General features: G+C 73.5%; 18 protein-coding genes. 10 read left to right on the top strand and 8 right to left on the bottom strand.

Annotation, left to right across the window (positions count from 1 at the left end; translation table 11 throughout):
* Positions 1–159 precede the first annotated feature (159 nt).
* The 4 genes from ACFY2Z_RS35880 to ACFY2Z_RS35865 all read right to left on the bottom strand — a co-directional run bounded on the left by ACFY2Z_RS35880 (position 160) and on the right by ACFY2Z_RS35865 (position 3,387).
* Positions 160–1,005, bottom strand: coding sequence for an SMP-30/gluconolactonase/LRE family protein (locus ACFY2Z_RS35880; RefSeq protein WP_390748174.1), 846 nt, complete (start codon positions 1,003–1,005; stop codon positions 160–162).
* Positions 1,002–1,775, bottom strand: coding sequence for an IclR family transcriptional regulator (locus ACFY2Z_RS35875; RefSeq protein WP_390748173.1), 774 nt, complete (start codon positions 1,773–1,775; stop codon positions 1,002–1,004). Before ACFY2Z_RS35875 ends, ACFY2Z_RS35880 begins: the two co-directional genes overlap by 4 nt.
* A gap of 214 nt (positions 1,776–1,989) precedes the next feature.
* Positions 1,990–3,231 carry a helix-turn-helix domain-containing protein gene (locus tag ACFY2Z_RS35870; RefSeq protein ID WP_390748172.1) on the bottom strand — a complete coding sequence of 414 codons (1,242 nt, stop codon included), beginning with the start codon at positions 3,229–3,231 and terminating at the stop codon, positions 1,990–1,992.
* A 3-nt stretch (positions 3,232–3,234) separates the two neighbouring features.
* Positions 3,235–3,387 carry a hypothetical protein gene (locus ACFY2Z_RS35865; protein WP_311697425.1) on the bottom strand — a complete coding sequence of 51 codons (153 nt, stop codon included), beginning with the start codon at positions 3,385–3,387 and terminating at the stop codon, positions 3,235–3,237.
* 248 nt (positions 3,388–3,635) lie between these two features.
* On the opposite strand from ACFY2Z_RS35865, the gene ACFY2Z_RS35860 reads away from it, so the two are divergent.
* The 9 genes from ACFY2Z_RS35860 to ACFY2Z_RS35820 all read left to right on the top strand — a co-directional run bounded on the left by ACFY2Z_RS35860 (position 3,636) and on the right by ACFY2Z_RS35820 (position 15,203).
* Positions 3,636–4,613: a DUF3068 domain-containing protein gene (locus ACFY2Z_RS35860; protein ID WP_390748171.1), complete on the top strand. Its 978-nt coding sequence runs from the start codon at positions 3,636–3,638 to the stop codon at positions 4,611–4,613.
* A 344-nt stretch (positions 4,614–4,957) separates the two neighbouring features.
* Complete coding sequence (locus ACFY2Z_RS35855; protein ID WP_390748170.1) at positions 4,958–6,145, top strand: glycosyltransferase family 4 protein; 1,188 nt, start codon at positions 4,958–4,960, stop codon at positions 6,143–6,145.
* 80 nt (positions 6,146–6,225) lie between these two features.
* Entirely contained in the window at positions 6,226–6,936 is a 711-nt protein-coding gene (locus tag ACFY2Z_RS35850; RefSeq protein ID WP_390748188.1) for a class I SAM-dependent methyltransferase, read from the top strand.
* Positions 6,933–11,225 carry an alpha-(1->3)-arabinofuranosyltransferase family protein gene (locus ACFY2Z_RS35845; protein WP_390748169.1) on the top strand — a complete coding sequence of 1,431 codons (4,293 nt, stop codon included), beginning with the start codon at positions 6,933–6,935 and terminating at the stop codon, positions 11,223–11,225. Before ACFY2Z_RS35850 ends, ACFY2Z_RS35845 begins: the two co-directional genes overlap by 4 nt.
* Complete coding sequence (locus tag ACFY2Z_RS35840; RefSeq protein ID WP_390748168.1) at positions 11,222–12,523, top strand: condensation protein; 1,302 nt, start codon at positions 11,222–11,224, stop codon at positions 12,521–12,523. The genes ACFY2Z_RS35845 and ACFY2Z_RS35840 overlap by 4 nt, the downstream gene beginning before the upstream one ends.
* On the top strand, positions 12,520–13,254 hold the full coding sequence (locus ACFY2Z_RS35835) for a class I SAM-dependent methyltransferase (protein WP_390748167.1): 735 nt from the start codon (positions 12,520–12,522) through the stop codon (positions 13,252–13,254). The genes ACFY2Z_RS35840 and ACFY2Z_RS35835 overlap by 4 nt, the downstream gene beginning before the upstream one ends.
* A 16-nt stretch (positions 13,255–13,270) precedes the next feature.
* Complete coding sequence (locus tag ACFY2Z_RS35830) at positions 13,271–14,182, top strand: hypothetical protein (protein WP_390748187.1); 912 nt, start codon at positions 13,271–13,273, stop codon at positions 14,180–14,182.
* Positions 14,179–14,397 (top strand): Trm112 family protein, encoded by a 219-nt coding sequence (locus ACFY2Z_RS35825; RefSeq protein WP_390748166.1) that lies wholly within the window; start codon positions 14,179–14,181, stop codon positions 14,395–14,397. The genes ACFY2Z_RS35830 and ACFY2Z_RS35825 overlap by 4 nt, the downstream gene beginning before the upstream one ends.
* Positions 14,394–15,203 carry an FkbM family methyltransferase gene (locus ACFY2Z_RS35820; RefSeq protein ID WP_390748165.1) on the top strand — a complete coding sequence of 270 codons (810 nt, stop codon included), beginning with the start codon at positions 14,394–14,396 and terminating at the stop codon, positions 15,201–15,203. Before ACFY2Z_RS35825 ends, ACFY2Z_RS35820 begins: the two co-directional genes overlap by 4 nt.
* On the opposite strand, the gene ACFY2Z_RS35815 is transcribed toward ACFY2Z_RS35820, so the two are convergent.
* From ACFY2Z_RS35815 to ACFY2Z_RS35805, 3 genes are all read right to left on the bottom strand, one after another.
* Positions 15,160–15,534: a hypothetical protein gene (locus tag ACFY2Z_RS35815; RefSeq protein ID WP_390748164.1), complete on the bottom strand. Its 375-nt coding sequence runs from the start codon at positions 15,532–15,534 to the stop codon at positions 15,160–15,162. The genes ACFY2Z_RS35820 and ACFY2Z_RS35815 overlap by 44 nt on opposite strands.
* A 246-nt stretch (positions 15,535–15,780) precedes the next feature.
* The gene (locus ACFY2Z_RS35810) at positions 15,781–16,158 is read right to left on the bottom strand and encodes a hypothetical protein (protein ID WP_390748163.1); all 378 of its coding nucleotides are present in this window, start codon (positions 16,156–16,158) and stop codon (positions 15,781–15,783) included.
* A 20-nt stretch (positions 16,159–16,178) separates the two neighbouring features.
* Positions 16,179–20,261, bottom strand: a complete 4,083-nt coding sequence (locus tag ACFY2Z_RS35805) for a polymorphic toxin-type HINT domain-containing protein (protein WP_390748162.1) — start codon at positions 20,259–20,261, stop codon at positions 16,179–16,181.
* 908 nt (positions 20,262–21,169) lie between these two features.
* Between ACFY2Z_RS35805 and ACFY2Z_RS35800 the strand changes: the two genes are divergently transcribed.
* A complete protein-coding gene (locus tag ACFY2Z_RS35800) occupies positions 21,170–21,754 on the top strand; it encodes a hypothetical protein (RefSeq protein ID WP_390748161.1) in 585 nt (194 codons plus the stop codon).
* A 205-nt stretch (positions 21,755–21,959) separates the two neighbouring features.
* On the opposite strand, the gene ACFY2Z_RS35795 is transcribed toward ACFY2Z_RS35800, so the two are convergent.
* Entirely contained in the window at positions 21,960–22,862 is a 903-nt protein-coding gene (locus tag ACFY2Z_RS35795; RefSeq protein ID WP_390748160.1) for a RimK family alpha-L-glutamate ligase, read from the bottom strand.
* Between the last annotated feature and the right edge of the window lie 143 nt (positions 22,863–23,005).

Here is a 23,005-nt window from a genome sequence, read left to right as displayed (position 1 = left end):
GGGGCGGGTCGGACTCCGGGACAGCCCCCGGAACACGCACCGGGACAGCGGCTCCAGGTCGACGGGTCCACCGTGTGCTCCGGGAGGAAGTGACGCGAGCGCGGCGGTGCACAGCGAACGGCCCCCGCCCGGCGACCGGGCGGGGGCTCGAAGGAGGTGTCAGCCCGCGAACGCGGGCTGCGGCAGGCCCTTCCCCGCATCGGGGACGACGAGGAGCGAACCGGAGAGCGGATGCGGTGCCTCCAGTCCCGTACGGGCGGTGGTGATGTAGAGGTCCGACAGATCGGCGCCGCCGAATGCGCACGCGGTGGGGCGGCGCACCGGCAGCCGAAGGACGCGGTCCAGCTCGCCGGAGGGGGTGTAGCGGTGGATCGCGCCGCCGTCCCACAGGGCGACCCAGACACAGCCGTCGGCGTCGACGGTGAGGCCGTCGGGGAATCCCTGCTCGACCTGGGCCAGCGGACGCCGGCCGGCCGGAAGGCCGTCCGCGCCGATGTCGAAGACATCGATCCGGCGGGTCGGCGAGTCGATGTAGTACATCAGCCGGCCGTCGGGGCTCCACCCCGTGCCGTTGCTGACGGCGACGTCGTCCAGCACGGTCAGCACGGTGCCGTCCGGGGTGATGCGGGTCAGGGTGCCGCCGCCCGGCGCCTCGTCGTAGCGCATGGTGCCCACCCACAGCGAGCCGTCGGCGGCGACGGCCGCGTCGTTGCCGCGGCGGCCGGGGACCGGGTCGCGGTGCAGCCAGCGGAAGCCGTCCCCGTCCGGCCCGTACAGGCCGACGCCGTCCCGGAGGTTGACCACCAGACCGCCGCCCGCGCGCGGCTTGGCGGCGCCCACGTGCTGCTCGGTCGCCATGACGGTGCGGCGCCCGGCGGCGGGGTCGTAGGTGTGCACCCGTGACCCCAGGATGTCGACCCAGATCAGCCGCCCGGCGGCGGCGTCCCACGTCGGGCCCTCGCCGAGGGCCGCGTACTCCCGTACGGCGACCTCGGGCGCCGTCATGCGGCGCCCCGGTGGCCGAGCCGCTCGGACAGTTCCGCGGCGCCCTTCGCCACGAGCTGCTCCAGCTCGGCGCGGCGCTCCTGGCTCCAGCGGATCATGGGCACGGAGATGGAGAGCGCGGCGACGACCTGTCCGGTGCGGTCGCACACGGGGGCCGCGACACAGCTGACGTCGGGGTTGGACTCGCGGGTCTCCGCCGCGATGCCGCGGGCGCGGATCTCGCTCAGCGCCTCGTGCAGGGCCGCCGGGTCGGTGATGCTGTTGGGTGTCATGGCGACCAGCTCGGCGTCGGCCGGGATCCGCGCGGCCAGCTCCTGCTCGGGGAGGGAGGCGAGGAGCATCTTGCCGACGGAGGTGCAGTGGGCGGGCAGCCGGCGGCCGGCGGCCGACACCATGCGCACGGCGTGCGTGGAGTCGACCTTGGCGATGTAGATGACGTCGGTGCCTTCGAGGATGGCCACGTGCACGGTCTCGTCACAGGTCTCGGCGACCGAGCGGGCGATCTGCTGGCCCTCGGCGGCGAGGTCGAGCTGCTCGGCGTAGCGGCTGCCGAGCTGGTAGGGGCGCACACCGAGCCGGTAGCGGCCCGGCTGCCCCGGCACCGGGACGATGTAGGACCGGGCGGCGAGCGTGGTGACCAGCTCGTGCACGGTGGTGCGCGGCAGCTGGAGCCTGCGCACGATGTCGGGGGCGGAGAGCGTCCCGTCACCGTCGAGGAAGAGCTCGAGTATGTCGAGAGCCCGTGTCACGGCAGGTACGAGGCGTCCCACGACCGGCCCCCTCTCTGTGTTCGAAATTTCAACTGGCGATCGGCATGGCGAACACAGGCTAGTCATACTGGGCTTGGGCGGGCAATGGGCGTGCGGGGCGTGCACCCTGGGGGCCACGGTCCTGCTGTGACCACGGAGGCCGGGCGAAACGGCGACCGTGCCGGGCGTCGCCGGACACAAGGGGGTACGAGGACGGGGCCCGTGCCCGGCGTCGTCAGCGGTGGAGGCCGGGGTCGCCCAGTTCTCCTCTGAGGCGCTGTGCGCGCAGGACCAGTTCCAGTTCGAAGCGGCGGTCCGGGTCATCGATCTCGTCCCCCCACAGTTCGCGGATCTGCCGCAGGCGGTAGCGGACGGTCTGCGGGTGGACGCCCAGCCGGGCAGCCACCTCCGGCGCCCCGCCCCGGGTCTCCAGCCAGGCCAGCAGCGTCTGGGCGAGCCGGCGCGCATGGGTCGGCCCGCACTGGGCCAGCGGCGCGAGACAGCGCAGCGTCAGATCGTCGATCAGCTCCTCCGGTTGCAGCAGCACCAGCGCCTCCGTGTGCTCGGTGCAGTGCAGCACCTCCCCGCCGGGCAGCAGCCCCCGCTCCATCAGCCGCACCGCCGCCTCGGCCCAGCGCAGCGACTTGGCCGCGTCGGCGAGCGGTACCGGCGGCCCGATCGCCCCGGCCCATCCGCTCAGGGCCCGTTGCAGCAGTTCGGGACGGCCCGCCGCGTCCGGCTCGGGCACGACCATGTGGGGCCGCTCGTACTCCATGTCGAGCAGCACGCCCTGGCCGACCGCCGGCGCCATGGCCTCCCGCGCCGGGCGTATCAGCACGCCGACGGCGACCTTCTCCGGCAGCGGCCAGCCCACCCGCGCCGCCCGGTCGGCGAGCGCGTCGGCGGGATCGCCGCGGTGGTGCTCGGACAGCAGCAGTTCCATCAGCCGCCGCTGGAGCCGCAGGCGCTCGCCCGCCTGCCGGGCCGCCGCCTCGGCGTAGCCGCGCACGGACTGGTCGACCAGGCCGTCCAGGTACTCGTATCCGGCGTCGACCAGCTCGTACATCGCCGGGGGCGGGATGTCGACGCGCTGGCCGATCTCGGCCAAGCGCCGCCAGGCGAGCCGGACGCCGAGCCGGTAGATCGCCTGGAGCGCGTCGAGGCTGCGGCCCTCCAGCCCCTCGCCGCGCCCGAACTCCTGGAAGACCTCGGGGTGCACACGCGGACGGTCCTCCGCGGACTCCAGATGCTGGACGAAGACCTCGATGGCGCGGCGGATCCCGACCAGGGCCATGGGTTCGCCGGAGTCGTCGAGCACCACGGGAAGATGCGGATACTCCCGGCGGATCTCCTTGAGGATCTCCTCGGCGAGGGCCGGTGCCTCGGCCATCGCCAGCGCCGTGAACCGCCGCACCTGGAGGCGGGGCACCGCGTGCCAGGCGGAGCGGGCCGTGACGGTTCCCGGGCGGGGCGTCACGGATCAGCGCTCCTGGCCGGTGTTCTCGTAGGTGATCAGCGGGGTGTTCGGCTGCGCGGGCGTCGCGTCGAGGAGGGCGACGACGCCGAGCGCGGCGCCCACGGCGAGCGCGGCGGCGGCCGCCATGGTGAGGACGGCGGCAAGAAGTCTGGACATCGCAGGGTAAGCCTCTCTGTCGAGGTCGTCCCCCACCCCGGTGCGCCGCAGCGACCGCGAGCGGTCACTCCGCGGCACCTGCCCCGCCGGCCCCGTACCGGCAAGTACCCAGTGTCGGCAAGTGATTGACACTCCGTCAAGAGGCGCCTACGGTTCCCGGCCCAGACCGCACGCGCACTTTCCCCCTGGTGTCGGCCCACCCGTAGCCCGCGTGAGTCGAGCCGTCCGACTCCCCCTGGAGTGCCCGGATGCGCCGTAGAGTCCGACCTGTCTCCCTGGCCCTGCTGGGCCTCGGCACCTTCCTGCTGGTGCTGGCCCCGCTGCTCGCGTGGTACGTGCTGCCGCGGGCCGCCGTCAACCCGATCGACATCGACACGACCGCCGTCTACGTCGGCACGGGCAGCGTCTTCGACGCCGCCCAGGTGCGGACCGTCCCAGGTCAGCCGATCACCGTGACCCAGCGGGTGCGCGGCGACGTCGCCGACAGCGAGCTCAGCGGGGCCGCGGTGTGGGACGTGACCACCACGGTCGACACCGGCAGGACCCGGCCGGCCGCCGACCCGCACGGCGCGCTGGAGTTCATGCCCGGCCGCTGGGTCACCGACCGCAGGACCAACGAGCCGGTGCACTGCTGCCACGAGAGCCCCACCTTCGAGGGGGACGCGTATCTCAAGTTCCCCTTCGACGTGGGCCGGCACTCCTACCAGTGGTGGGACGACTCCCTCGGCTCGACCGTGACGCTGCACTACGCCGGCACCCGGAAGATCCAGGGCTACACGGGCTACCGCTTCACCGGCACGGTCGCCCCGGCCGAGGTCGGCACCCGGCTGGTGCCCGGTGTGCTGGTCGGCCGGCCCGCCGCCGGTCAGGTGCTCGCCGAGGAGTGGTACGCCAACCACGGCATCGAGCTGGTCGTCGACCAGCGCACCGGCCGGGTGATCTACGCCCAGGTCGGCCCGCGGCGTACGCTGCGCGCCCCCGGCGCGACCAAGGACGCGGTGGTCCTGCTCGACAGCCGGAAGATCGCCTTCGACACGGCCACCCAGCGGGACCAGGTCCGGCAGGCCAGGCGGGAGAGCGGCCGACTGCGGCTGCTGGGCGGGCCCTTGCCGATCGGCGCCGCCGCGACGGGGTTCGTCCTCGCCGTGGTGGGCGGTGTGCTGCTGGTACGGGGGCGACGGGATCCCGGAACATCCGGGTTGTCCGGGCCGACGGCCACGATGTGATGAGGCGTCAGCTCCAAATGGCATCGAAATTGTCACTCCCGTGAGTAGCCCGCGACGGACTCCTGGGCCAAAACTGTCCACCCCCACCCGAGCACGACCTGCCGGCCCGCCCCCGAGGAAAGGCACGCCCCGCCCCACCCGTACCACCGGCGTCACCGCGCCACCCCCCACCACCGGCACCACCCTGCACCCCCCGCACTCCCGCACCGGCCGACCGCGCACCCCGGCCTCGGCGCCCCCCGCACCGGGCGCCGGCCCGCAGCCGCACCGGCGGCCGGGCGGCGATCACCGTCGCTCCCTGCCCCCACGCCGAGTTCCGCACCCCGAGACGAGTTGGAGCACCCATGCCCCAGCACGTACCGTCCCCGCTGCGCGCCGCCGTCCCGCGCGTCGCGCAGCACCCGGCGGCGCTCCCCCCGCACCCGCGCCGCATCGTCTTCCTCGCCCGACGCGATCTCGGCAATCCGGCCGCGGGCGGCTCCGAACTGCTGGTCGACCGCCTCGCCGACGGACTCACCCGCCTCGGCCACCAGGTCACCCTGCTGTGCGGCGGGCCCGCCTCCCCCGCCGCCGACCACGCCCGGGCCGGCGGCAGTCCCCTGCGTGACTACCGGGTCGTCTCGGCGGGCGGCGACCTGGGCCACTATCTGCGCGCCAGGCCCGCCCTGCACCGCCGGATCGGCGACTGCGATCTGCTGGTCGAGGTGTGCAACGGCATGCCGTACCTCGCCCCGTTGTGGCACCACGGCCCCACCCTCTGCCTGGTCAACCATGTCCACACGGACCTGTGGCGGATGCGGTTCCAGGGCCCGCTGGCGCCCGCCGCGCGGATCGGCCGGCGGCTGGAGCACTGGGCCCTGGCGGGCGGGCAGCGCGGCGGTCTGCTGGTCGCGGTCTCCCCGTCGACGGCGCACGCGCTGCGGGCGATCGGGGTCGAGCGCGAGCGGATCCGGGTCGTGCACAACGGCGTCGAGGATCCGGGGCCGCTCGTGCCCAAGGCCCCCGAGCCGCTGTTCGTGGCGATGGGACGGCTCGTCGAGTACAAGCGGATCGAGCTGCTGCTACGGCTGTGGGAGCGGGTCCGCCCGGTCACCGGCGGGCGTCTGGTGATCGTCGGCGACGGGCCAGAGCGGGAGCGGCTGGCGCAGCTCGCCGGTCCGGGCGTCGAGTTCACGGGCCATGTCCCCGAGGCCGAGAAGCACCGGCTGTTGTGCGCCGCCTGGATCCTGCTGCACCCCTCCGCCGTCGAGGGCTGGGGCCTGGTGGTGACCGAGGCGGCGGTGCGCGAGACCCCGGCGATCGCCTTCGACGTGCCCGGACTCAGGGACTCCGTCACGGACGGGGAGACGGGGGTGCTGGCGCGCGGGGAGTCCTCCTTCGCCGCCGCCTGGTGCGCCCTCGCGCTCAGCGACGACCGCCGCCGGCTCATGGGCAGGGCGGCCCGCGAACGCGCGGCCCGATACCGCTGGCACCGTACGGTCCAGCGGTTCCGGGCGGTGGCGGCGGAGGCGGTGAGGAGCTGGGCGCCGTGACCGCGGCGACCGGCCCGGACAGGGACCCCGGCACCCCGGCCACGGGCGCGCCCCCCGGCTCCGGCCTCAAGGACCCCTCCCTGCGCCGCTCCCTCGCCCTCTTCCGTGCCTTCCGTCGGGAGCAGCGGGACCCGGACGCCTGCTACTCGCTCCTCGCCCGGGACGCCGCCGACCAGGTGGAGGCGTACGGCGGCCCGGTGCGCGAGCGCACGGTGGTGGACGTCGGCGGCGGGGGCGGCTGGTTCACCGAGGAGTTCCGGCGGCGCGGCGCGCACGCCTATCTCTTCGAGCCGGACGTGCGGGAGCTGGGCCCGCGGCCGCCCGCCGGGGCGGTGATCGCCGACGGCTATCTGCTGCCCCTCGCCGACGGGGCGGCCGACGTCGTCTTCTCCTCCAACGTCCTGGAGCACGTGGCCGACCCGGGAACCTTCCTCAGCGAGCTGGTGCGGGTGACCCGGCCCGGCGGACTGGTCTATGTGTCGTTCACCAACTGGCTCTCCCCGTGGGGCGGTCACGAATGGGCGCCCTGGCACTACCTGGGCGCCGAGCGGGCCCGGGCCCGCTACCGGCGCCGTACCGGGCGGCCCGCCAAGCACACCCTCGGCGAGAACCTCTTCGCCGTGCACATCGGCCCCACCCTGCGGCAGGTGCGCGCCCGCGACGACGTCACGGTCGTCGCGGCGCGCTCCCGCTACTGGCCGTTCCTCGCGTCCGCGGTCGTGAAGGCGCCGGGGCTGCGCGAGTTCGCCACCTGGAACCTCCTCCTCATCCTCCGGCGGTGTTCCCCATGACGACCACGGTCCAGGCCCCTCCCCCGGCAGCCGTCCCCACCACCGCGGGGAGCGCGGACCCGCCGGAGGGCCCCCGCTCACGGCGCTGGCTGCTGGGGTTCTGGGCCGTGGTGTTCGTGCTGTTCCTGGCCGTGCAGCCGGGGCGGCAGACCTTCGACACCAAGCTCGGGGTCACCGTCGACCCCTGGCAGTTCCTGTCCGACCTCGGCCAGGTGTGGCACGACCGGGGCGGCTTCGGGGGCCTCCAGGACCAGTACGCCGGCTATCTGTGGCCGATGCTGCCGTACTACGCGCTGGCCAGACTGGTCCATCTGCCGGTGTGGCTCGCGGAGCGGCTGTGGATGTCGCTGATCGTGTCGGTGGCCTTCTGGGGCGCGCTGCGGCTGGCCGAGCGGCTGGGCGGGGGCACCCGCGCGTCCCGGCTGACGGGCGCGGTGGCGTACGCGCTGTGGCCGGTGTTCACCGTGGTGATCGGCTCGACGTCGGCCGCCGCGCTGCCCGGCGCCTTTCTGCCCTGGGTGCTGCTGCCGCTGACGGACGAGCGCAGCACCGCCCGGGTCGCCGCCTTCCGCTCGGCGCTGGTCGTGCCGTTCATGGGCGGGGTCAACGCCGCCTCCACTCTGGCGTCCCTGCTGCCCGCCGGTCTCTATCTGCTCTCCCGGCCACGCGGGCCACGGCGGCGCAAGCTGATCGGCTGGTGGGTGCTCGGCGTGGTCCTGGCGACGGCGTGGTGGGTGGTCCCGCTGCTGGTGCTCGGCGTCTACGGCGAGAACTTCCTCCCGTACGTGGAGAGCGCGCAGACCACGACGGACACCATGTCGGCGGTGGAGTCCCTGCGCGGCGCCGGGAACTGGGTGGCCTACCTGCACTTCGGCGAGGCGTGGCTGCCGGCCGGCTGGGCCGTGGCGTCCTCGGGCCTGGTGATCGTCTGCTCGGCGCTCGCGGCGGGGCTCGGTCTCGCGGGCCTGGCCAGACGGGACATGCCGGAGCGGCGCTGGCTGGTGCTGACCGTGCTGGTGGTCGCGGTGGTCACGCTGGCCGGGTACGGCGGCGCGTTCGGCGCGCCCTTCCACGGGGTCGTACGGGACTGGCTGGACGGCGGGCTGTCGCCGTTCCGCAACGTCTACAAGTTCCAGACGGGCACGGCGCTCGCGCTGGCGCTCGGTCTCGTCCATCTCCTGGGGATCGCCGCCGATCCCCGTGGGGCCCGCCGGGTCCGGGGCCGCCGGTTCGCCCCGCTGATCGCGGTGGTGCTCGTCCTGCCCGGACTGGCCTGGCCGTATCTCAACGGCTCGATCCTCCAGCCCGGTTCCTTCCAGCAGCTCCCGAAGTACTGGCAGACCACGGCCGACTGGCTGAAGAAGTACTCCCCCGACTCCCGTGCCCTCGTCGTCCCGGCGACCGCGCACGGCCTGTACACCTGGGGCTCCCCCGTCGACGAGCCGCTCGACGTGCTCGCGGACTCCCGCTGGGCCGAGCGGGACTTCGTGCCCTTCGGCACCGCCGGCAACCGGCGCGCGATGGACGCGGTCGAGCAGGCCCTGATGACGGGCGGTGACATCCCCGGGCTCGCCGACTATCTGAGCCGGGCCGGCCTCTACTACGTGGTCGTCCGCAACGACCTCGACCCGGACCAGATCGGCGCCGTCCCCACCACCACCACCGTGAAGCGCGCCCTCGAACAGTCCGGCTACCGCCGGGTGACCGGTTTCGGGCCGGAGATGACCGGGGGACGGATCGCGCACGACACCCCGCTGCAGATCGAGGGCCTCTATCCCCGCGCGCGGGCCGTGGAGATCTACGAGCCGGCGAACGCGGAGGTGGCGCGGCCGGGCCCGGCACGGCTGCTGCCGGTCGCCGACACCGCCGTCGTCTCCGGCGGCCCGGAGGCGCTGCTGCCGCTGGCCGCCGACCCGGCGATACGGGGTCGCGCGGCCGTGCTCACCGGCGACAGCACCCCGGGACTCGGGACCTCGCCGGTGCAGGTGGTGGGCGACGGGCTGCGCCGCGCCGACACCCGCTTCGGCCTGGTCGACGCCAACACGTCGTACACCTACACCCGTGACGAGAGGAACGCCCCCGACGCCGTACAGGACCCCGGGCGGCAGCCGCACCAGATCCTGCCGGTCACGGGGCTCGGCCACCAGACGGTCGCCGAGCTGCGCGGGGCCCGCTCGGTGACCGCGTCCTCCAGCGGCAACTGGCTGTTCCAACTGCCGCAGTACGACCCGGTGAACGCCTTCGACGGCAACCCGGACACGGCCTGGGCGGAGGGTGCCCCGGGCTCGGCCGACGGGCAGTGGCTGCGGATCACGTTCACCGGACCGGTGGACCTGCCGTCTTCCTTGAAGGTGACGCCGCTGCCGCAGGACGGGGTCCGCGCGGCGGCGACCCGGATCCGGGTGGAGACCGCGAAGGGCTCGGTGAGCAGCTATCTCCGCCCCGACGGTACGACCCAGACCGTCAAGTCCCCCGCAGGCGAGACGGGTTGGCTGCGGATCACGATCCTGGACTCGGTACGGCACCGGACCGGGCTCACGGGCGCGGGCTTCTCGGAGATCAGGATCCCCGGGGTCCAGGTGACCCGGCTGCTCAGGCTGCCGACGGACGCGAACGCAACCGACGCGAGCGCCGAGATCGTCTCCCTGCACCGCGCCGCCGACCCCACCGGGCTGTCCGCCACGGGCACGGAGGCCGGACTGCACCGGCGCTTCACGACCTCGGCGGCGGGGACGTACGAGGTGGCGGCGAGCGCCGTACCGATCCCGGGCGATGCCCTGGACAAGCTGCTGTACCAGGTGGAACCCGAGCGGCGGAGCCGTATCACCGCGACCGCCGACTCCACGGCACAGCTGGGCGCCGGTCTGTCGGCCCGCAACCTCACGGACGGCGATCTGACCACGGCGTGGATCGCCGGGGACCGACCGACGATCCATCTCTCCTGGCCCGGGAAACAGCCGGTGAGCTCGATCGTGCTGGCCGCCGCGGGCGGCCTGTCGAGCCGTCCGACGAAGGTGGAGATCAGCTCCCCGGACGGCGCGACGATCGCCGGCGCCGACGACAACGGCTGGGTCCGCTTCGACCCGATCACCACCGACCACCTGGACCTCACGGTCGTCGAGACGGCCCCGGTGACCCTCCACAACCCGGTCGCGGGCGACGACCTGCGTCTGCCGGTGGGCCTCACGGAGGCGTACATCCCCGCGCTGGAGCGGTACCGCACGCCCCAGCCGTCGGCCTCGCGGACGTTCTCGCTGCCGTGCGGGCAGGGTCCGGTGCTGGCGATCGACGGTGAGTTGTACGAGACGGGCGCGAAGGGGACCGTACGGGACCTGGTGGAACGGCGGCCGGTGACCCTGACGCTCTGCCGGAAGCACCGCGCCGACACCTCCGTCGATCTGCCCGCCGGCGCGCACCGGGTGGAGGCGGGCGACGCCGGGCCGCTGGCGGTGACGGATGTGACGCTGACCCGGGGGACGGTCACCGAGCCCGAGGCCGCGAGCCGTGATCTGCGGGTCGTCGACTGGCTGGGCGACCGCCGCGAGGTACGGGTCGGCTCGGGCACGGCCTCGTATCTGACGACGTACGAGAACTACAACAAGGGCTGGGAAGCCACGCTGAACGGCAAGAAGCTCACGCCGGTACGGCTGGACGGCTGGCAGCAGGGCTGGCGGATCCCGGCCGGGGCGGGCGGCACCGTGAAGCTGTCGTACGCGCCCTCGACGACGTACCAGGCCGGGCTGATCGGCGGCGGGGTCGGGGTGGCGGCGCTGGCGTCCTTCACGCTGTGGCGACGCCGCTCGCCCAACCCGGACGGGCCGTCGGCGCCGGTACCGGGTCCCGGGGTGTGGCTCGGCACGGTGGCACTGACCCTGGCCGGCATCGTGATCGCGGGGCCGTTCGCCCTGCTGGTCCCGCTGCTGGCGCTGGTGGCCTGGCGACGGCACACCCTGCTGGTCCCGATCGCGTTCCTGGCGCTCACGGGCGCGGGGATCGCGGCGGCGACAGGAGCGGGGGCGGCTCCTGCGGCCGGGCGGGGGGCGTTCGGCCCGGCCGCCCAGTTCCTCGCGCTGATCGGGTTGTTCGCGGGTCTGGTGAGCGTACGGGAGCCGGACACGCCAGGGACGACGGCGGTACTGCCACCGGTGAGCACGGCACCGGATACGGCACCGGCACGGCCCCTGCCGCGACGCAGGCTGCCGGCCGCCGCGCGCTTCCCGACGCGCAGGCCGAAACCGCGGGCGACACCGCCCGGGGAACCGGACGACACCGAGAGGGACGGCGCATGAGCGCGCTGGAGCACCGCGCCGAGGATCCCGTACGGCGGCCCGTCCGCATCCCGTTCCCCGTGGTGGACGAGGTGGCCCGGCACTGCCTCCAGGAGGCGGAACCGGAGACGGTCCATATCGAGGTCCATCTCCCGCGCGCCCTGGAACCCTCCCGCCTGCGCGAGGCGTTCACCCGGGCCCTGCACCTGCACCCCCGCATCCTGATGCGCGCGGCCCCCGTCCCCTGGTACGGCCGCCGCTACACCTGGGAGCTGACCGGGGACCCGGAGATCGAGGCGATCACCTTCGCCCCGCCCGGCCCGGACGCGCTGCGGGAGGCGAGGGCGCGGGCGCTGGCGCAGGCCCCGCCGCTGACCCTGTCCCCGCCGATCCGCCTGGAGGTGGTGCCCGGCACCGGTGAGGGCGACGGCACGGTCCTCGTCCTCACCGTCAATCACACCGCCCTGGACGGCCCCGCCTGTCTGCGGATCCTCGCGACGGCCGCCGAACTCTACGGAGGCCGCGACCACTCCCCCACGGCGCCGCCCGTACGCCCGCCCGAGACCCTCCCCCGGCTCCCGGACACCCCCTCGACCTGGGCCCCGCCCGCACGGGTGGCGCCCGGCAGCCCCGGAGCCTCCCCCGGCAACGGCCTCCTCGTCACCGAACTCCCGCTGCCCCGCCGCCCGAAAGGCGCCCCCTACACCGTCAACGACCAGCTGATGGTGGCCACCGCCCTCACCGTCGCCCACTGGAACCGGGAACACGGCGCCCGGCCCCGCCCCATGCGCATCACCATGCCCGTCGACGACCGCCCCCGGGACGCCGGCATGCCCATCGGCAACGGCACCCGCCTCGTCGAGGTCCCCTTCTCACCCGACGAACTGACCGACGCCGACCTCCCCGCCCTCGTACGCCGCACCGCACGGCGGACCCGCGCGCTCAAGTCCCTCCCCCGCCCCCAACTCGGCCACGGCGCCGCCCTGCTCACGGCCCCCGTCGTGCCGGTCGCCTGGCGGGGAGCCGTCACCCGCGCACTGCGCCGGGCCGCCACCCCTTGGACGTCGACCACCCTGCTCAGCAACATCGGCCGTATCCCGTACCCGATGGACTTCGGCGAGCGGGCGGGCCGCGCGCACGCCGTGTGGTTCTCGGCCCCGGCCCGGATGCCCCGCGGTCTGACGTTCACCACCGCCTCCACCGCCGGCCGGCTGCATCTGGCCCTGCGCTGGTCCCGCGCCCTGCTCGGCGAGGACGACGGCGCCCGGCTGCGCGACCTCTTCGAGCACTGTCTGCACGCCGTCGAGGAGGCCCCATGACCACGACCGCCCCCCTCCGCCGCGGACTGCGCGACTTCTACGAGGACCCGGCCGTGCCCGTCGCCTCCGGCACCGCCCGCAGTCTGCGTCAGGCCCGGATGCTGGCCGCCGCCCTCGGTCCGGCCACGAGCGGCGTGCGAACCGTCCTGGACATCGGGTGCGGCGACGGCACCGCGGCCGCCATCGCCGCACCCCTCCTCGCCGGCCACCGGATCGTCGGCGTCGACTGGTCCCAGGACGCGCTCGGCCGGGCGCGCACCCGGCTGCCGTACACGGTGCGCGGCGAACTCACCGACGGCGGGCTGCCGTTCCGTACCGGTGCGGCCGACGCGGTCCTGTTCAGCGAGGTCGTCGAGCATCTCGTCGACCCGGACTCGGCGCTCGACGAGGTCCGCCGCGTGCTGCGCCCGGGCGGCCATCTCATGCTCTCCACCCCGAACCTCGCCGCCTGGTACAACCGCGCCCTGCTGCTCGCGGGCGTCCAGCCCGTCTTCTCGGAGGTCAGCCTGCGCGCGATCCACGGCCGTCCCGGCCGGGAGGTCGTGGGGCATCTGCGGCTCGCCACCGCCCGCGCCCTGCGGGAGTTCGTCGCGGCCGCCGGGTTCGAGATCGTGGCCCTGAAGGGCGCGCCCTTCCACGGCGTGCCGCGTCCGCTGCGCCCGCTGGACCGCCTGGCCTGCGCGGTGCCGTCGGCGGCCTCCATCCTGCTGCTGCACGCGCGAAGGACCTGAGGCCATGTGGTGGGGAGTGGCCGCGGCCCTGCTGGCGAACGTGCTCTACAGCTCCGGGTTCGTCCTGGAGAAGAAGGCCCTCGCCGCGCTGCCCGCGGTGGACTTCCGCCGCCCGGCCCGGCTGCTGCGCCTGGTCCTGGGCAGCCCGCTGTGGATCGGGGGGTCGCTGGCGCTGGCCGCCGGTTTCGGCGCGCAGCTCGCCGTCTACCGCACCCTGCCGATCGCCGCCGCCCAGGGCATCTTCGTCTCCGGTCTGGTGCTGCTGGTGCTGCTGTCGGCGCGGCTGCTCGGCGAGGAGACCACCGGGCGGGAGCGGTACGCACTCGGCGCCATCCTGCTCGCGCTGCTGATGGTGGTGCTGTCGCTGCGGGAGGGCTCGGACGAGGTGAGCCGCAGCGCCCCGTATCCGCTGGTCCTCACGGTCTGCGTGCCGACGCTGACGCTGGGCGTGTGGCTGTACGGGGCCGCCGAGCGGCGCGCCCGCCACCGGCATCGGATGCCCACGACGGGTGTCGAGTACGGCGTGGCGGTGGGCCTGCTGTACGGGGTCAGCTCGCTGGCCATCAAGGGGGTGGCCGGATATCTGACCACGAGCGGGCCCGGGGACGCCGTGCTCGGCCTGGTGCGCTCCCCGTACCCGTATCTGCTCCTGTGCACCGGCGGTTTCGGTCTGGTCATGTCGCAGGCGGCGCTGCAGCGCTGCCGGGCCTCGCTGATCGTCCCGGTGTGCACCACGGTGACCTCTCTGTTCACGGCGGTGCTCGGCACCCTGTCGTTCGGTGAGGCGCTGCCCCATGAGCCGCTGCGGCTCGCCCTGCGTCTCGGGGGCACGGCCCTCGCGGTCGCGGTCCTGCTGGCGATGCCGAGGCACGACACCGCACCGCCGCCCCGACGCCCCCTGCCCGCGAAGGAGTTGACTCCCCCGTGAACCGAGACGACCCGCTGCTGAGGATTCTGGCCTGCCCGCTGGACAAGGGCCCGCTGCATCTGCTCCCCGCCGACGACGCCCCCGAGGCGCTCTACAACCCGCGGCTGCACCGCCGTTACCCGATCGTCGACGGGATTCCGCAGCTGCTGCCCACCTCCGGTGAGCAGGTGAGCGAGGACGAGCACGAGCGGCTGCTGAAACGGCTGACCCGATGACGACGGCCGCCGCCCGCATCGCGCGGTGTCTGCCCACCCGCCTGGTCGCGGCGACCGCCCGGCTGCTGTACCCGCGCTTCGAACCGGAGCTGGCCCGGCTCGCCGAGCTGTGCCCGTCCGGCTGCGGCACGGCGGTGGACGTCGGCGGCTGGTACGGCCCGTGGACGCACCGCATGGCGCGACGGGCCCGCCGGGTGGTGACCGTCGAACCGGTTCCGCATCTGGCCCGGCTGCTGTCCGCCACGGCACCGGCGAACGTCCGGGTCGTGCCGGCGGCGGCCTCCGACCGCCGGGGCACCGCCCGGCTGTGGCTGCCGCCCGGCGACGCGGGCGACCGGGGCGTGTCCTCCCTGGTCCGCCGGGACATCCACGCCCGGTCCCTTCAGGTGCCCTGCGTGCCGCTGGACGCGCTGGGGCTGCGCGACGTCGGCTTCATCAAGATCGACGTGGACGGCAACGAGCCGGCGGTGCTGCGCGGGGCCCGGGAGATCCTGACCCGTGACCGGCCCGCCCTCTTCATCGAGCTGGAGGCCCGCATCCAGCCGATCGCGCCGGTCGTCGCCTTCCTCGCGGATCTCGGCTACGCGGGCTGGGTCCTGCCCGCCCGCTCCTGGCTGCCGCTCGATCCGCGGCTCCTCCAGGCGCACCAGGCGAGGACGTCGTACGTCGTCTCCCACGGCCTGCTGCGCCGCGTCCTGCCCCTGCGCGGCCCGCGCTACGTCAACTCGGTCCTGTTCCTGCCGGACGGGCGCCGACCCGGGGTCACGGGGTTCCGGGGATGGGGCCGAAGTGGGAGGGGTCTCTGAAGCCGCCGTCGTCCTCGTGTCGTTGAAGGGGGCCGCCGACGATGAATCCACGCATACGGTCCTCGCCGATGACGTGGAGATGCACGGGTTCGGACGTGACCGGAATGCCGTAGACGGATTCCACTTCCCGCACTTCCTCGGGAGTGCCCTCGCGGATGACGATGCCGCGGTAGAGCGACTCCAGCAGGATCCCGCGAACACCCTCGACGTAGAGGTCGATGCGCCGCTGGTCCGCTTGGTCCCGCGTGGCCCGCAGCAGGAGCCGGTCGCGATGAGCTGCTGTGTAGTGCCACACCTGAAAGGTGCGTTCCGACCGGAAAAGCTGGGTCATCTCTCTCCGTGCCTTCGGTGTCGTTGCGTTCACGGCGTCCCGGCCCGGCGCGATGCCGGGCCGGGACGCACAGCGCATCTCTCTAGGAGCTCCGGACAAAATGGGAGTCCGATCAGCTCGCGGCGTCTGGTGCGTGCGATCGCAAGTCGCCGGAAGGTCCTTGTAGCGGAGCTACCAGGGCCTTTCGGCGACGCCGCGAGCGGGGTGCCAGACGCCGCGAGCCGGGCGCCCATTTTGTCCGGAGCTCTAAGCGGTCTCCGGCATATGGAGGAAGCCGGAGGGGGCGGCGTCGTCCGCGCCGGGGTGCTCATGACACTCCAGCGGCCCGCCGACGACGAAACCCGTCATGCGGTCCTCCCCGATGACGTGGAGCCGCCCTCCATGTCGGAAGACCTCCGGTCCCAGGACCGACGTGACGTGGCGCACCTCTTCCGCAGTCCCCTCACGGATCACGATCCCGTCATAAGAGGGGCGCAGGAACATCCCGTTCACACCGGCCACATGGAGGTCGATGCGGGTGTCGGACTCCGTGCGGCGGGAACTGCGCAGCAGGAGCCGTGCATGGTGGGCGACCGTGTACTGCCACACCGTGAAGGTCCGCTCAGACCGGAAGGTTTCGCTCATGCCTCTGTCCGCCGCTCGTTCTACTTCTTCTTCGGGGGTTTCGGCGGGTCGATGTCAACCTTGACGCCATTGTCGTCGTAGAATTCCACGTTCTTCCAATCGAGGTCGCCCGTCCGGTAGTACCGCTCGATCTGAGCCATCTCCCACTCGGTGGACGACCAGTTGTCGCCCTGCCCCCTCTCAACGGCCGTGTCGAACTTCTGCTGCCACGTTCCCTCGATCGGGTCGAAGCCCTTCAGGCTCACGTACACCTTCTTGTTGCTCCTGAGCGCGTCCTGCACGGCGGCCATCCACTTGGTGTACGGCTTGCCGTTCACCCTGCCGATTTCTTCCTTCAGATCGTCGTCCATGAAGTTGTAGCCCTTGTGGCGCTCGGTCTCTTCGTCGAGGAACTTCGACAGACCCAGCACCAGCGGCTTGCACTCGGAGTTGTGGACCAGCAGCGGGGTCTTCCCGGCCAGCACGTAGAACGTGTGCAGACCCTCGACCGTGAGGCTGTAGGTGATCGCCCGTCGGTCGAAGGCGTGGTTCGCGACGACGGTCGCCGTCGCACCGCTGTCCGTGCGCAGGCTGTCGCCCGGCAGCAGGTCCGTGGCGGACACCCAGGCGCGGAGGTTGACGCTCCAGAAGGGATGGTCGTAGGTGGCCGTGATGTGGCTCGGGCCGCTGGTCGGACCCCGGATGGTCACCGTGGCGAAGTGCTTGTCGTCCTTGGTGATGATCTGCCGGGTGACATGCCGCGCCCCCGTCTCGCCGGTGAGCGGGTCGGTGGCCCGGACCAGGTCGCCGGCCTGGAGCTTCTCGATCGGCTTCTGGCTGCCGTCCGCCATGAGGACACGGGTGCCGGCCAGGAAACACTCCCCGCAGCCGTGCTCCAGCCTCATCAGCATCTTGTAGGCGGCGCCGACCATGCGGAACTTGGACGACACCGCCATGTCCCGGCCCAGCTGCCAGCACGCCTCCAGGTCGCCCTGCTCGGCGCAGTTCTGCATCTGGTCCAGCGAGCCGAGACCGGTGATGGTTTCGACGAACCAGGTGAAGTTGTCGACGAGGATCGTCAGTTCCGGGGTCTTGGACAGTACGTCGCAGTAGACCTCGTTGTGCTGGCACCAGCGCCCGGGGTTCTTGACGGCGTCGCAGCCCACGATGCCGCACCGGTACAGCTCTTCGGCGCGTGTGCCCGGGTTCTTCTCCGCGGCCTCCTTCTTGGCCACGGCCTCGCGCCGGCGCTGTTCCTCCTCCTCGCGGTACTTCTTGACCGTGACGGTGAACGCGTCGGTCGCGGCCTTCAGGGCCTCGGCCGCGCTCTTGCCGGCTCGGTCCGCGGAGGCCTTCGCCTCGGCCGCCGCCGCCCACGCGGAACTCGCGGAGTTCTGGGCCAGTTCCGCCGACGTGGTGGCGTCGCTGGCCGAGACCGCCGCGTCGTGCGCCGACCGGTTCGCGCGGTCGGCCGCGGCACGTGCGGTCCTCGCCGACTCCGCCGCCTGCCGGGCCGACGCCTCAGCGTCCTTGGCGTGCTGGTCGGCCTCCTTCGCGTAGTCTCCGGCCTGCTCCTCGGACTGCTTCGCCTTCGCCGCCCACTTGTCCGCCTCCGTGCTCGCCTTGCGGGCATTGGCTGCGGTGACCTGGGCCTTCGCGGCGTTCTGCTGGGCCTTGGCCGCGACCTCGGCCGCCTGCGACACCAGCTGCTGCACCTGCTGCTGGTGCGTGAGGGACAGCATGTCCTTGCGCTGGGCGGTGTACTGGCCGGACTCGACGAACTCGCGCAGCAGATAGGAGGGGCCCTCCAGCGCGATACGCGCCGCGGACTTCACCTCCGGGGTGCCGCTGTCGGCGAGCTGGGCGGCCTTCACCCGGTCGTCCTCGACCTGGGCCTTGGCAAGGGTGTCGGTGAGGAACGTCCGGAAGGCGTCGGTGGTGCCGGCGTCCAGCGCCTTGCGGGCCCGCTCCTTGACGATGGGGCCCCCGGCGTCGGCGGCCTGGGCGATCGCCACCCGGAACGCCTGGCTGCCCACCTGGTACTGGCCCTCGTGCAGGAACGCGCTCACGGTGGCGGCATCGCCCTTGAGAGCCTGTTCGGCGCCGTCGCGCACCTCCTTGACGGCGCTCTCCTCGGCCAGCCGCTCGACGTCCGTCCGGTCGTCCTGCTGCTGGGCGTCGGTGCGGCCGGTGCGCACATAGGCGACGACGCCGGCGGTGTCCGCGCCGAGTGCCGTCTGGGCGGCGGCGCGCATCCAGGGCTTGCCGTCCTTCACGTCGGCCAGGGCGAGTTGCCGGCCCAGTCGGGCGATCTCCTCGTCGCCGGTACCGCTCTGCGCCTTCTGTGCGAGGTCGTCCGCGGTGCGGCGGCGCTGGTCGGCGTCGTCGGCCTCCTGCTTGCGCTGCGCTGCCTGGGCGTCCTCCTGGGCCTTCAGATCGCGGGCGTTCTCGATGCCGGCGTTGGTACGGGTGAGCAGTTCCGCGCTCTCCACCTGGCGGGCGAGCGTGTACACGGTCTGCGCCTGCTGGGCGGCCTTGGAGGCGGCGTTCGCCGCCTCGGTGGCCGCGTTGGCGTGCTCGGTGGAACGCTGGGCCGCGGTGTTCGCCTCACCGGCGTGCTTGGCGGCGTCGTTCGCCGCGTCCGCCGCCTTCTTGGCGTGCGCGGCGGCCGCACGGGCGGCGTCGCGCGCGTCGGCGGCCGCCGTGGCCGCCTTGCGGGCGAGCGACTCGGCCTCGCCGGCGGCCCGGTTGGCCTCCGCGGCCTGCCGGCGCGCCTGGGCGGCGGCGGCCCGGGCGTTCGCCGCGGCGGCGCTGCTCTCCCCGGCGTACTGGCCGGCGAGTACGGCGGCGTCGGCGGCCGCGGCGGCGTTGGATCCCGCGCTCGCCGCGGAGGCGGCGGCGTCACCGGCGGCCGTGGCGGCCTTCACGGCCTGGTCCGCGGCGTCGGCGGCCTTGGTGGCGCCCTCGGCCGCCGCGTTCGCCTGCTGGGCGGCCTTCTTGGCAGCGTCCGCCTGCTTCGCGTTGGTGGCGGCCGCCGCGGCTGCATTGCGCGCGTTGGAGGCGGCGTTGGCGGCGCCGACGGCGGCGGCCGCCGCCTGGGCCGCGGCGGAGGACGCCACGCGGGCCGACCTGTTGGCGGCGTCGGCTGCGGCGATGGCCCGCTGGGCGGCCTTCGCGGCTCCGGCGGCGGCACTCGCGGCCCGGTTGGCGGCGCGTGCGGCGTCCTCCGAGTCCTGCTTGGTCGCCTCGGCCTCCTGCGCGGCCTTCTGCGCGGCCTCCTTGGCCTGCTTCGAGGCCTTGATCGCCTCCTTGGAGGCGGCTTCGGCGGCCTTGGTCTCCGTGGCGGCGAGCTTGCCGGCCCGGTCCGCCTGGTCCGCCAGTTCCGTGACGCTCGCGTACTCCTCGTCACGGCTGCGGGCCACGAACTGGCCCACGTCCAGGAACTCGCGGATGTCGTCGGCCGAGCCGTCCAGCGCGAGGCGTCCGGCGGCCTTCACCTGCGTTCCGCCGGCGCCCACGATCTGGGCCGCCAGGACACGGTCGTCCTGCTCCTGGGCCTCGCTTCGGCCCGAGGTCAGGAACTTCTCCATGTCCTCGGTGGTGCCGTTGAGAGCTGCCCGGCCGCGTGCCTGCACCTCGGGGCCGCCCACGTCGATCGCCCGGGCGACGAGAACGCGCTCATCCTGCTGGACGGCGTTCTGCCACCCGCTCCTGAGGAAGCCGGCGAGACCGGACTCCGGACCGTCGAGGGCCTGACGCGCCGCGTCGAGGGTGTTGTCCCCGCCCAGGGAGCCGATCTGTGCCGCCTCGACCCGGAAGTCCTGCGTCTGGAGGTCTCCGTAGGTCGTGAGGAAGACGGCGATGTCGTCGTCGCTGCCGGTGAGGGCCTTCTCGGCCGCGGCCTTGACCTCGGTACCGCCGGTGGCCCAGATGTCCACCACCTGCTGACGGGCACTCAGGTGGTACGGCTCCACCGTGCCGTCCGGCGCGTCGCCCGGCGTGCCGTCGGCGACGGCCGGGTACGCGCTCAGCAGACCGGCCAGGACCGCCGTCGCCGCCGCCCACGAGACGCCTCTGAGGATGCCTCTTCGTCTTCGCACGGGCGGGCGCTGACTCCGTTTCATGGAACTCCTTGCTCATCGGAGAAGGGATGGGTGCGTTCCGGCCCTCGACGGGGCCGGAGGACAGGGGAGTTCTGCCGGACAGCCCGAGCGCGCGGGCGCGGGGCAGGTGGCAGTACCCGTCGCGGGAGCCGGCGAGCGAGGTCGCCGGCACCGGGTCCGCGTCGAACGGGTCGGGGGATCGGGACATCGGGAACCCGGAAGACCGGGCAGGGAGGGTGAGGTGAGCGCCAGGCCGGGTGCGGCGGGCGGGAGGAGCCGGAGGCGGAACGACCTCGCCGGACCGGCGAACGGGAACGCGAGGACGCGTCCGCCCGTCCTCAGCCCCTCACACGCGGTAGGTCACCTGAGCGAGAGGGACGTCACCCGCACGGCCTGAGCGGCGACATGCACGACCGCGCCGCCCCGGGTCCGTCGGCCACCTCGGCGGACGGAGTGTCACCGTGCCGTGCGAGCAGCCCGGCGGCCGTGGTCACGGCAGCAGCAAGCCTCTTCATCTGCGTCCCTCTCCCCCTCGGCGCATCTGTCGCAGGGGGTACTCCGGGACCGCGACGAGATACGGCACCACTCGCGCTGCACTGGTCAGTGAGCAGCCCGAAAGCGTGCCGTGAGCGGCCGGCCGTGCGCGACGCGCACGTGCGCTGCACCCCCTACCACTCCCCCTGCCGTCGAGAGAAGCGACCGCAGAGGGCGTGCGCAGCGAAAATTGCTCGCCGCACACGGTAGACGGTTGACCGTCGCTTTACTAGGTCATGACAATGTGGCCGATCTCATGGGCCTCAGGAGCAACCTGCGAGCCACCGCCCCCGTCCCGCCGCCCCCTGCCCCTCCTGACCGCGGTGACCGTCGACGGGCAGTACGGTGGGGCCCGTAGACCCCTCCACCGAGACCCAAGGCTGTCGGCGGCGCCCGTGAACCGGATCCCCCAACCCCCCTTCGGCCCCCAGGACTTCCAGCTCGTCCTGTTGCGCCGTATGGCCGACCACAACCCGGACCTGGTGGAGGACGCCCGCCGGACCCTGGGCGTGTCCATCGCCGACATGCGTGAGGCCAACCGGCGCTGGCAGGCGATGGTCCGGTCACCGCGCGCCCGGGCGACCGGCGCCCTCATCCGCTCGGTCCTCGGCGAACCGGAGTCCAAGGCCCCCCGCCGGATCGGTGACCTGGACTGCGAGGCCCGGCTGTGGCCCGTCCCGCTCTGGCCCGACCTGCGCTTCGAGGTGCTGGCCGGCCCGGGCGGGCAGGTCTGGAACGAGTGGCTGATCCGGGCCCCCGGAGCACCGGCGCCGAAGCTGGAGACGATCGACGACCTGACCCCCTGGTCCTGCACGGTCGACGAGGTCGCCCGCGCCTTCGCCCCGGCCCGCCCCCTGGAGGGCACGGCCCCCACTCGCTGGGGCCTCGCCTTCACCGCCCCGGACGCGAACGGCGTACGGCGGGAGGTGGTCGCCGAGTTCACCTGGGGACTGTTGCAGCGGGTGGCCGTCGGGGACTAGGGAGTGTCTGACGATTCGCGCCGGATCAGCGCGCGGCGTCCGGCGCAGGGGGGCACCTCCCGGCGGTAGCCGGGGGAGCATCGCAAGGCGGAGGATCATCCGCGTACCGGACGCACTCGGGTGATCCGACAACGCGACGAGGTGCCGTGCCTGGGGGCACCTCCCAGCCGCCCGGCTGGGGGAGTCGCGCGCCCGGCGGGAATCGTCAGACATCCCCTGGCGCGCGCCGGTCCGCGGCGGCCAGGACGGCCTCCACCACCTTCGGCACGGAACCCGGGTGCAGTGAGAGGAACAGATTCGGCTCGACAAGTTCCAGTTCCATCACCCACGGCTGCCCGTCCGCGCCGTCCACCAGGTCGACACGGGCGTAGAGCAGTTCCGGAGCGCCCGGTACGGCGGCCAGGGCGCGCTCGGCGACGGCGCGTTCGGCCGGGGTCGGGGTCCAGGGCTCCAGGCCGGGGTGCGCCACCTTCCGCTCGTCGTACGGAGTGCCGGGCGTGAGAACGGCCCCCTTCCGGCTGGCGTGCAGCAGCCGCCCGCCGAAGAACTGCAGCGCCCGTTCCCCGGCCACGTCTATGCCCCGCACATAGGGCTGCACCATCGCCGTGAACCCCTCGGCGTGCATCCGCGCGAGCTGCCGTACGGCGGTGTCGTGCTCCTCGGGTGTGTACCGGGCGGCGAACCGGGCGCCCGCGCCCGAGGTCGGCTTGACGACGTACTCGTCGTCGGGCAGCTCGACGGGGTCGCCCGGGGCCAGATACCGGGTGGGGACGACCGGGACGCCCGCGGCGGCCAGCTCCCCGAGATAGCGCTTGTCGGTGTTCCAGCGCACGACGGGCGCCGGGTTGGCCAGCCGCGTGAGCTTCCCGCACCGCTCGGCCCAGGCGGTGAACTCCGCGGCCCGCCAGCTGTAGTCCCAGGTGGAACGGATCACGGCCAGGTCGTACGCCGCCCAGTCGACGTCCGGATCGTCCCAGTAAACGGCGTCGGCGCCCGCTCCGGCAGCCGTCAACTCCCGTACGAGCGCCGGAAGATCACCGTCGGTCGTCACCTCGGGACCGGGACGGCAGGTGACGAGCGCGACGCGCGCGGTGGCGGTACGAAACACGTCTGGACTCCTGTTCGCGGGACGACATGTGCGCGCAGGCTAACAACGCCCCAAAAGACCGCGGCACCCGTGTTGACCTTCACCTGAGGTCTCCGTCACGGCGGAGGCAGGTTTCGCTCACTCTGGTGTAGGAACGGATTCGA

Source organism: Streptomyces sp. NPDC001222 (genome assembly GCF_042896945.1).
In the GTDB taxonomy this organism is placed as follows: domain Bacteria; phylum Actinomycetota; class Actinomycetes; order Streptomycetales; family Streptomycetaceae; genus Streptomyces; species Streptomyces gibsoniae.
This window is presented reverse-complemented; position numbering and strand designations above follow the sequence as displayed.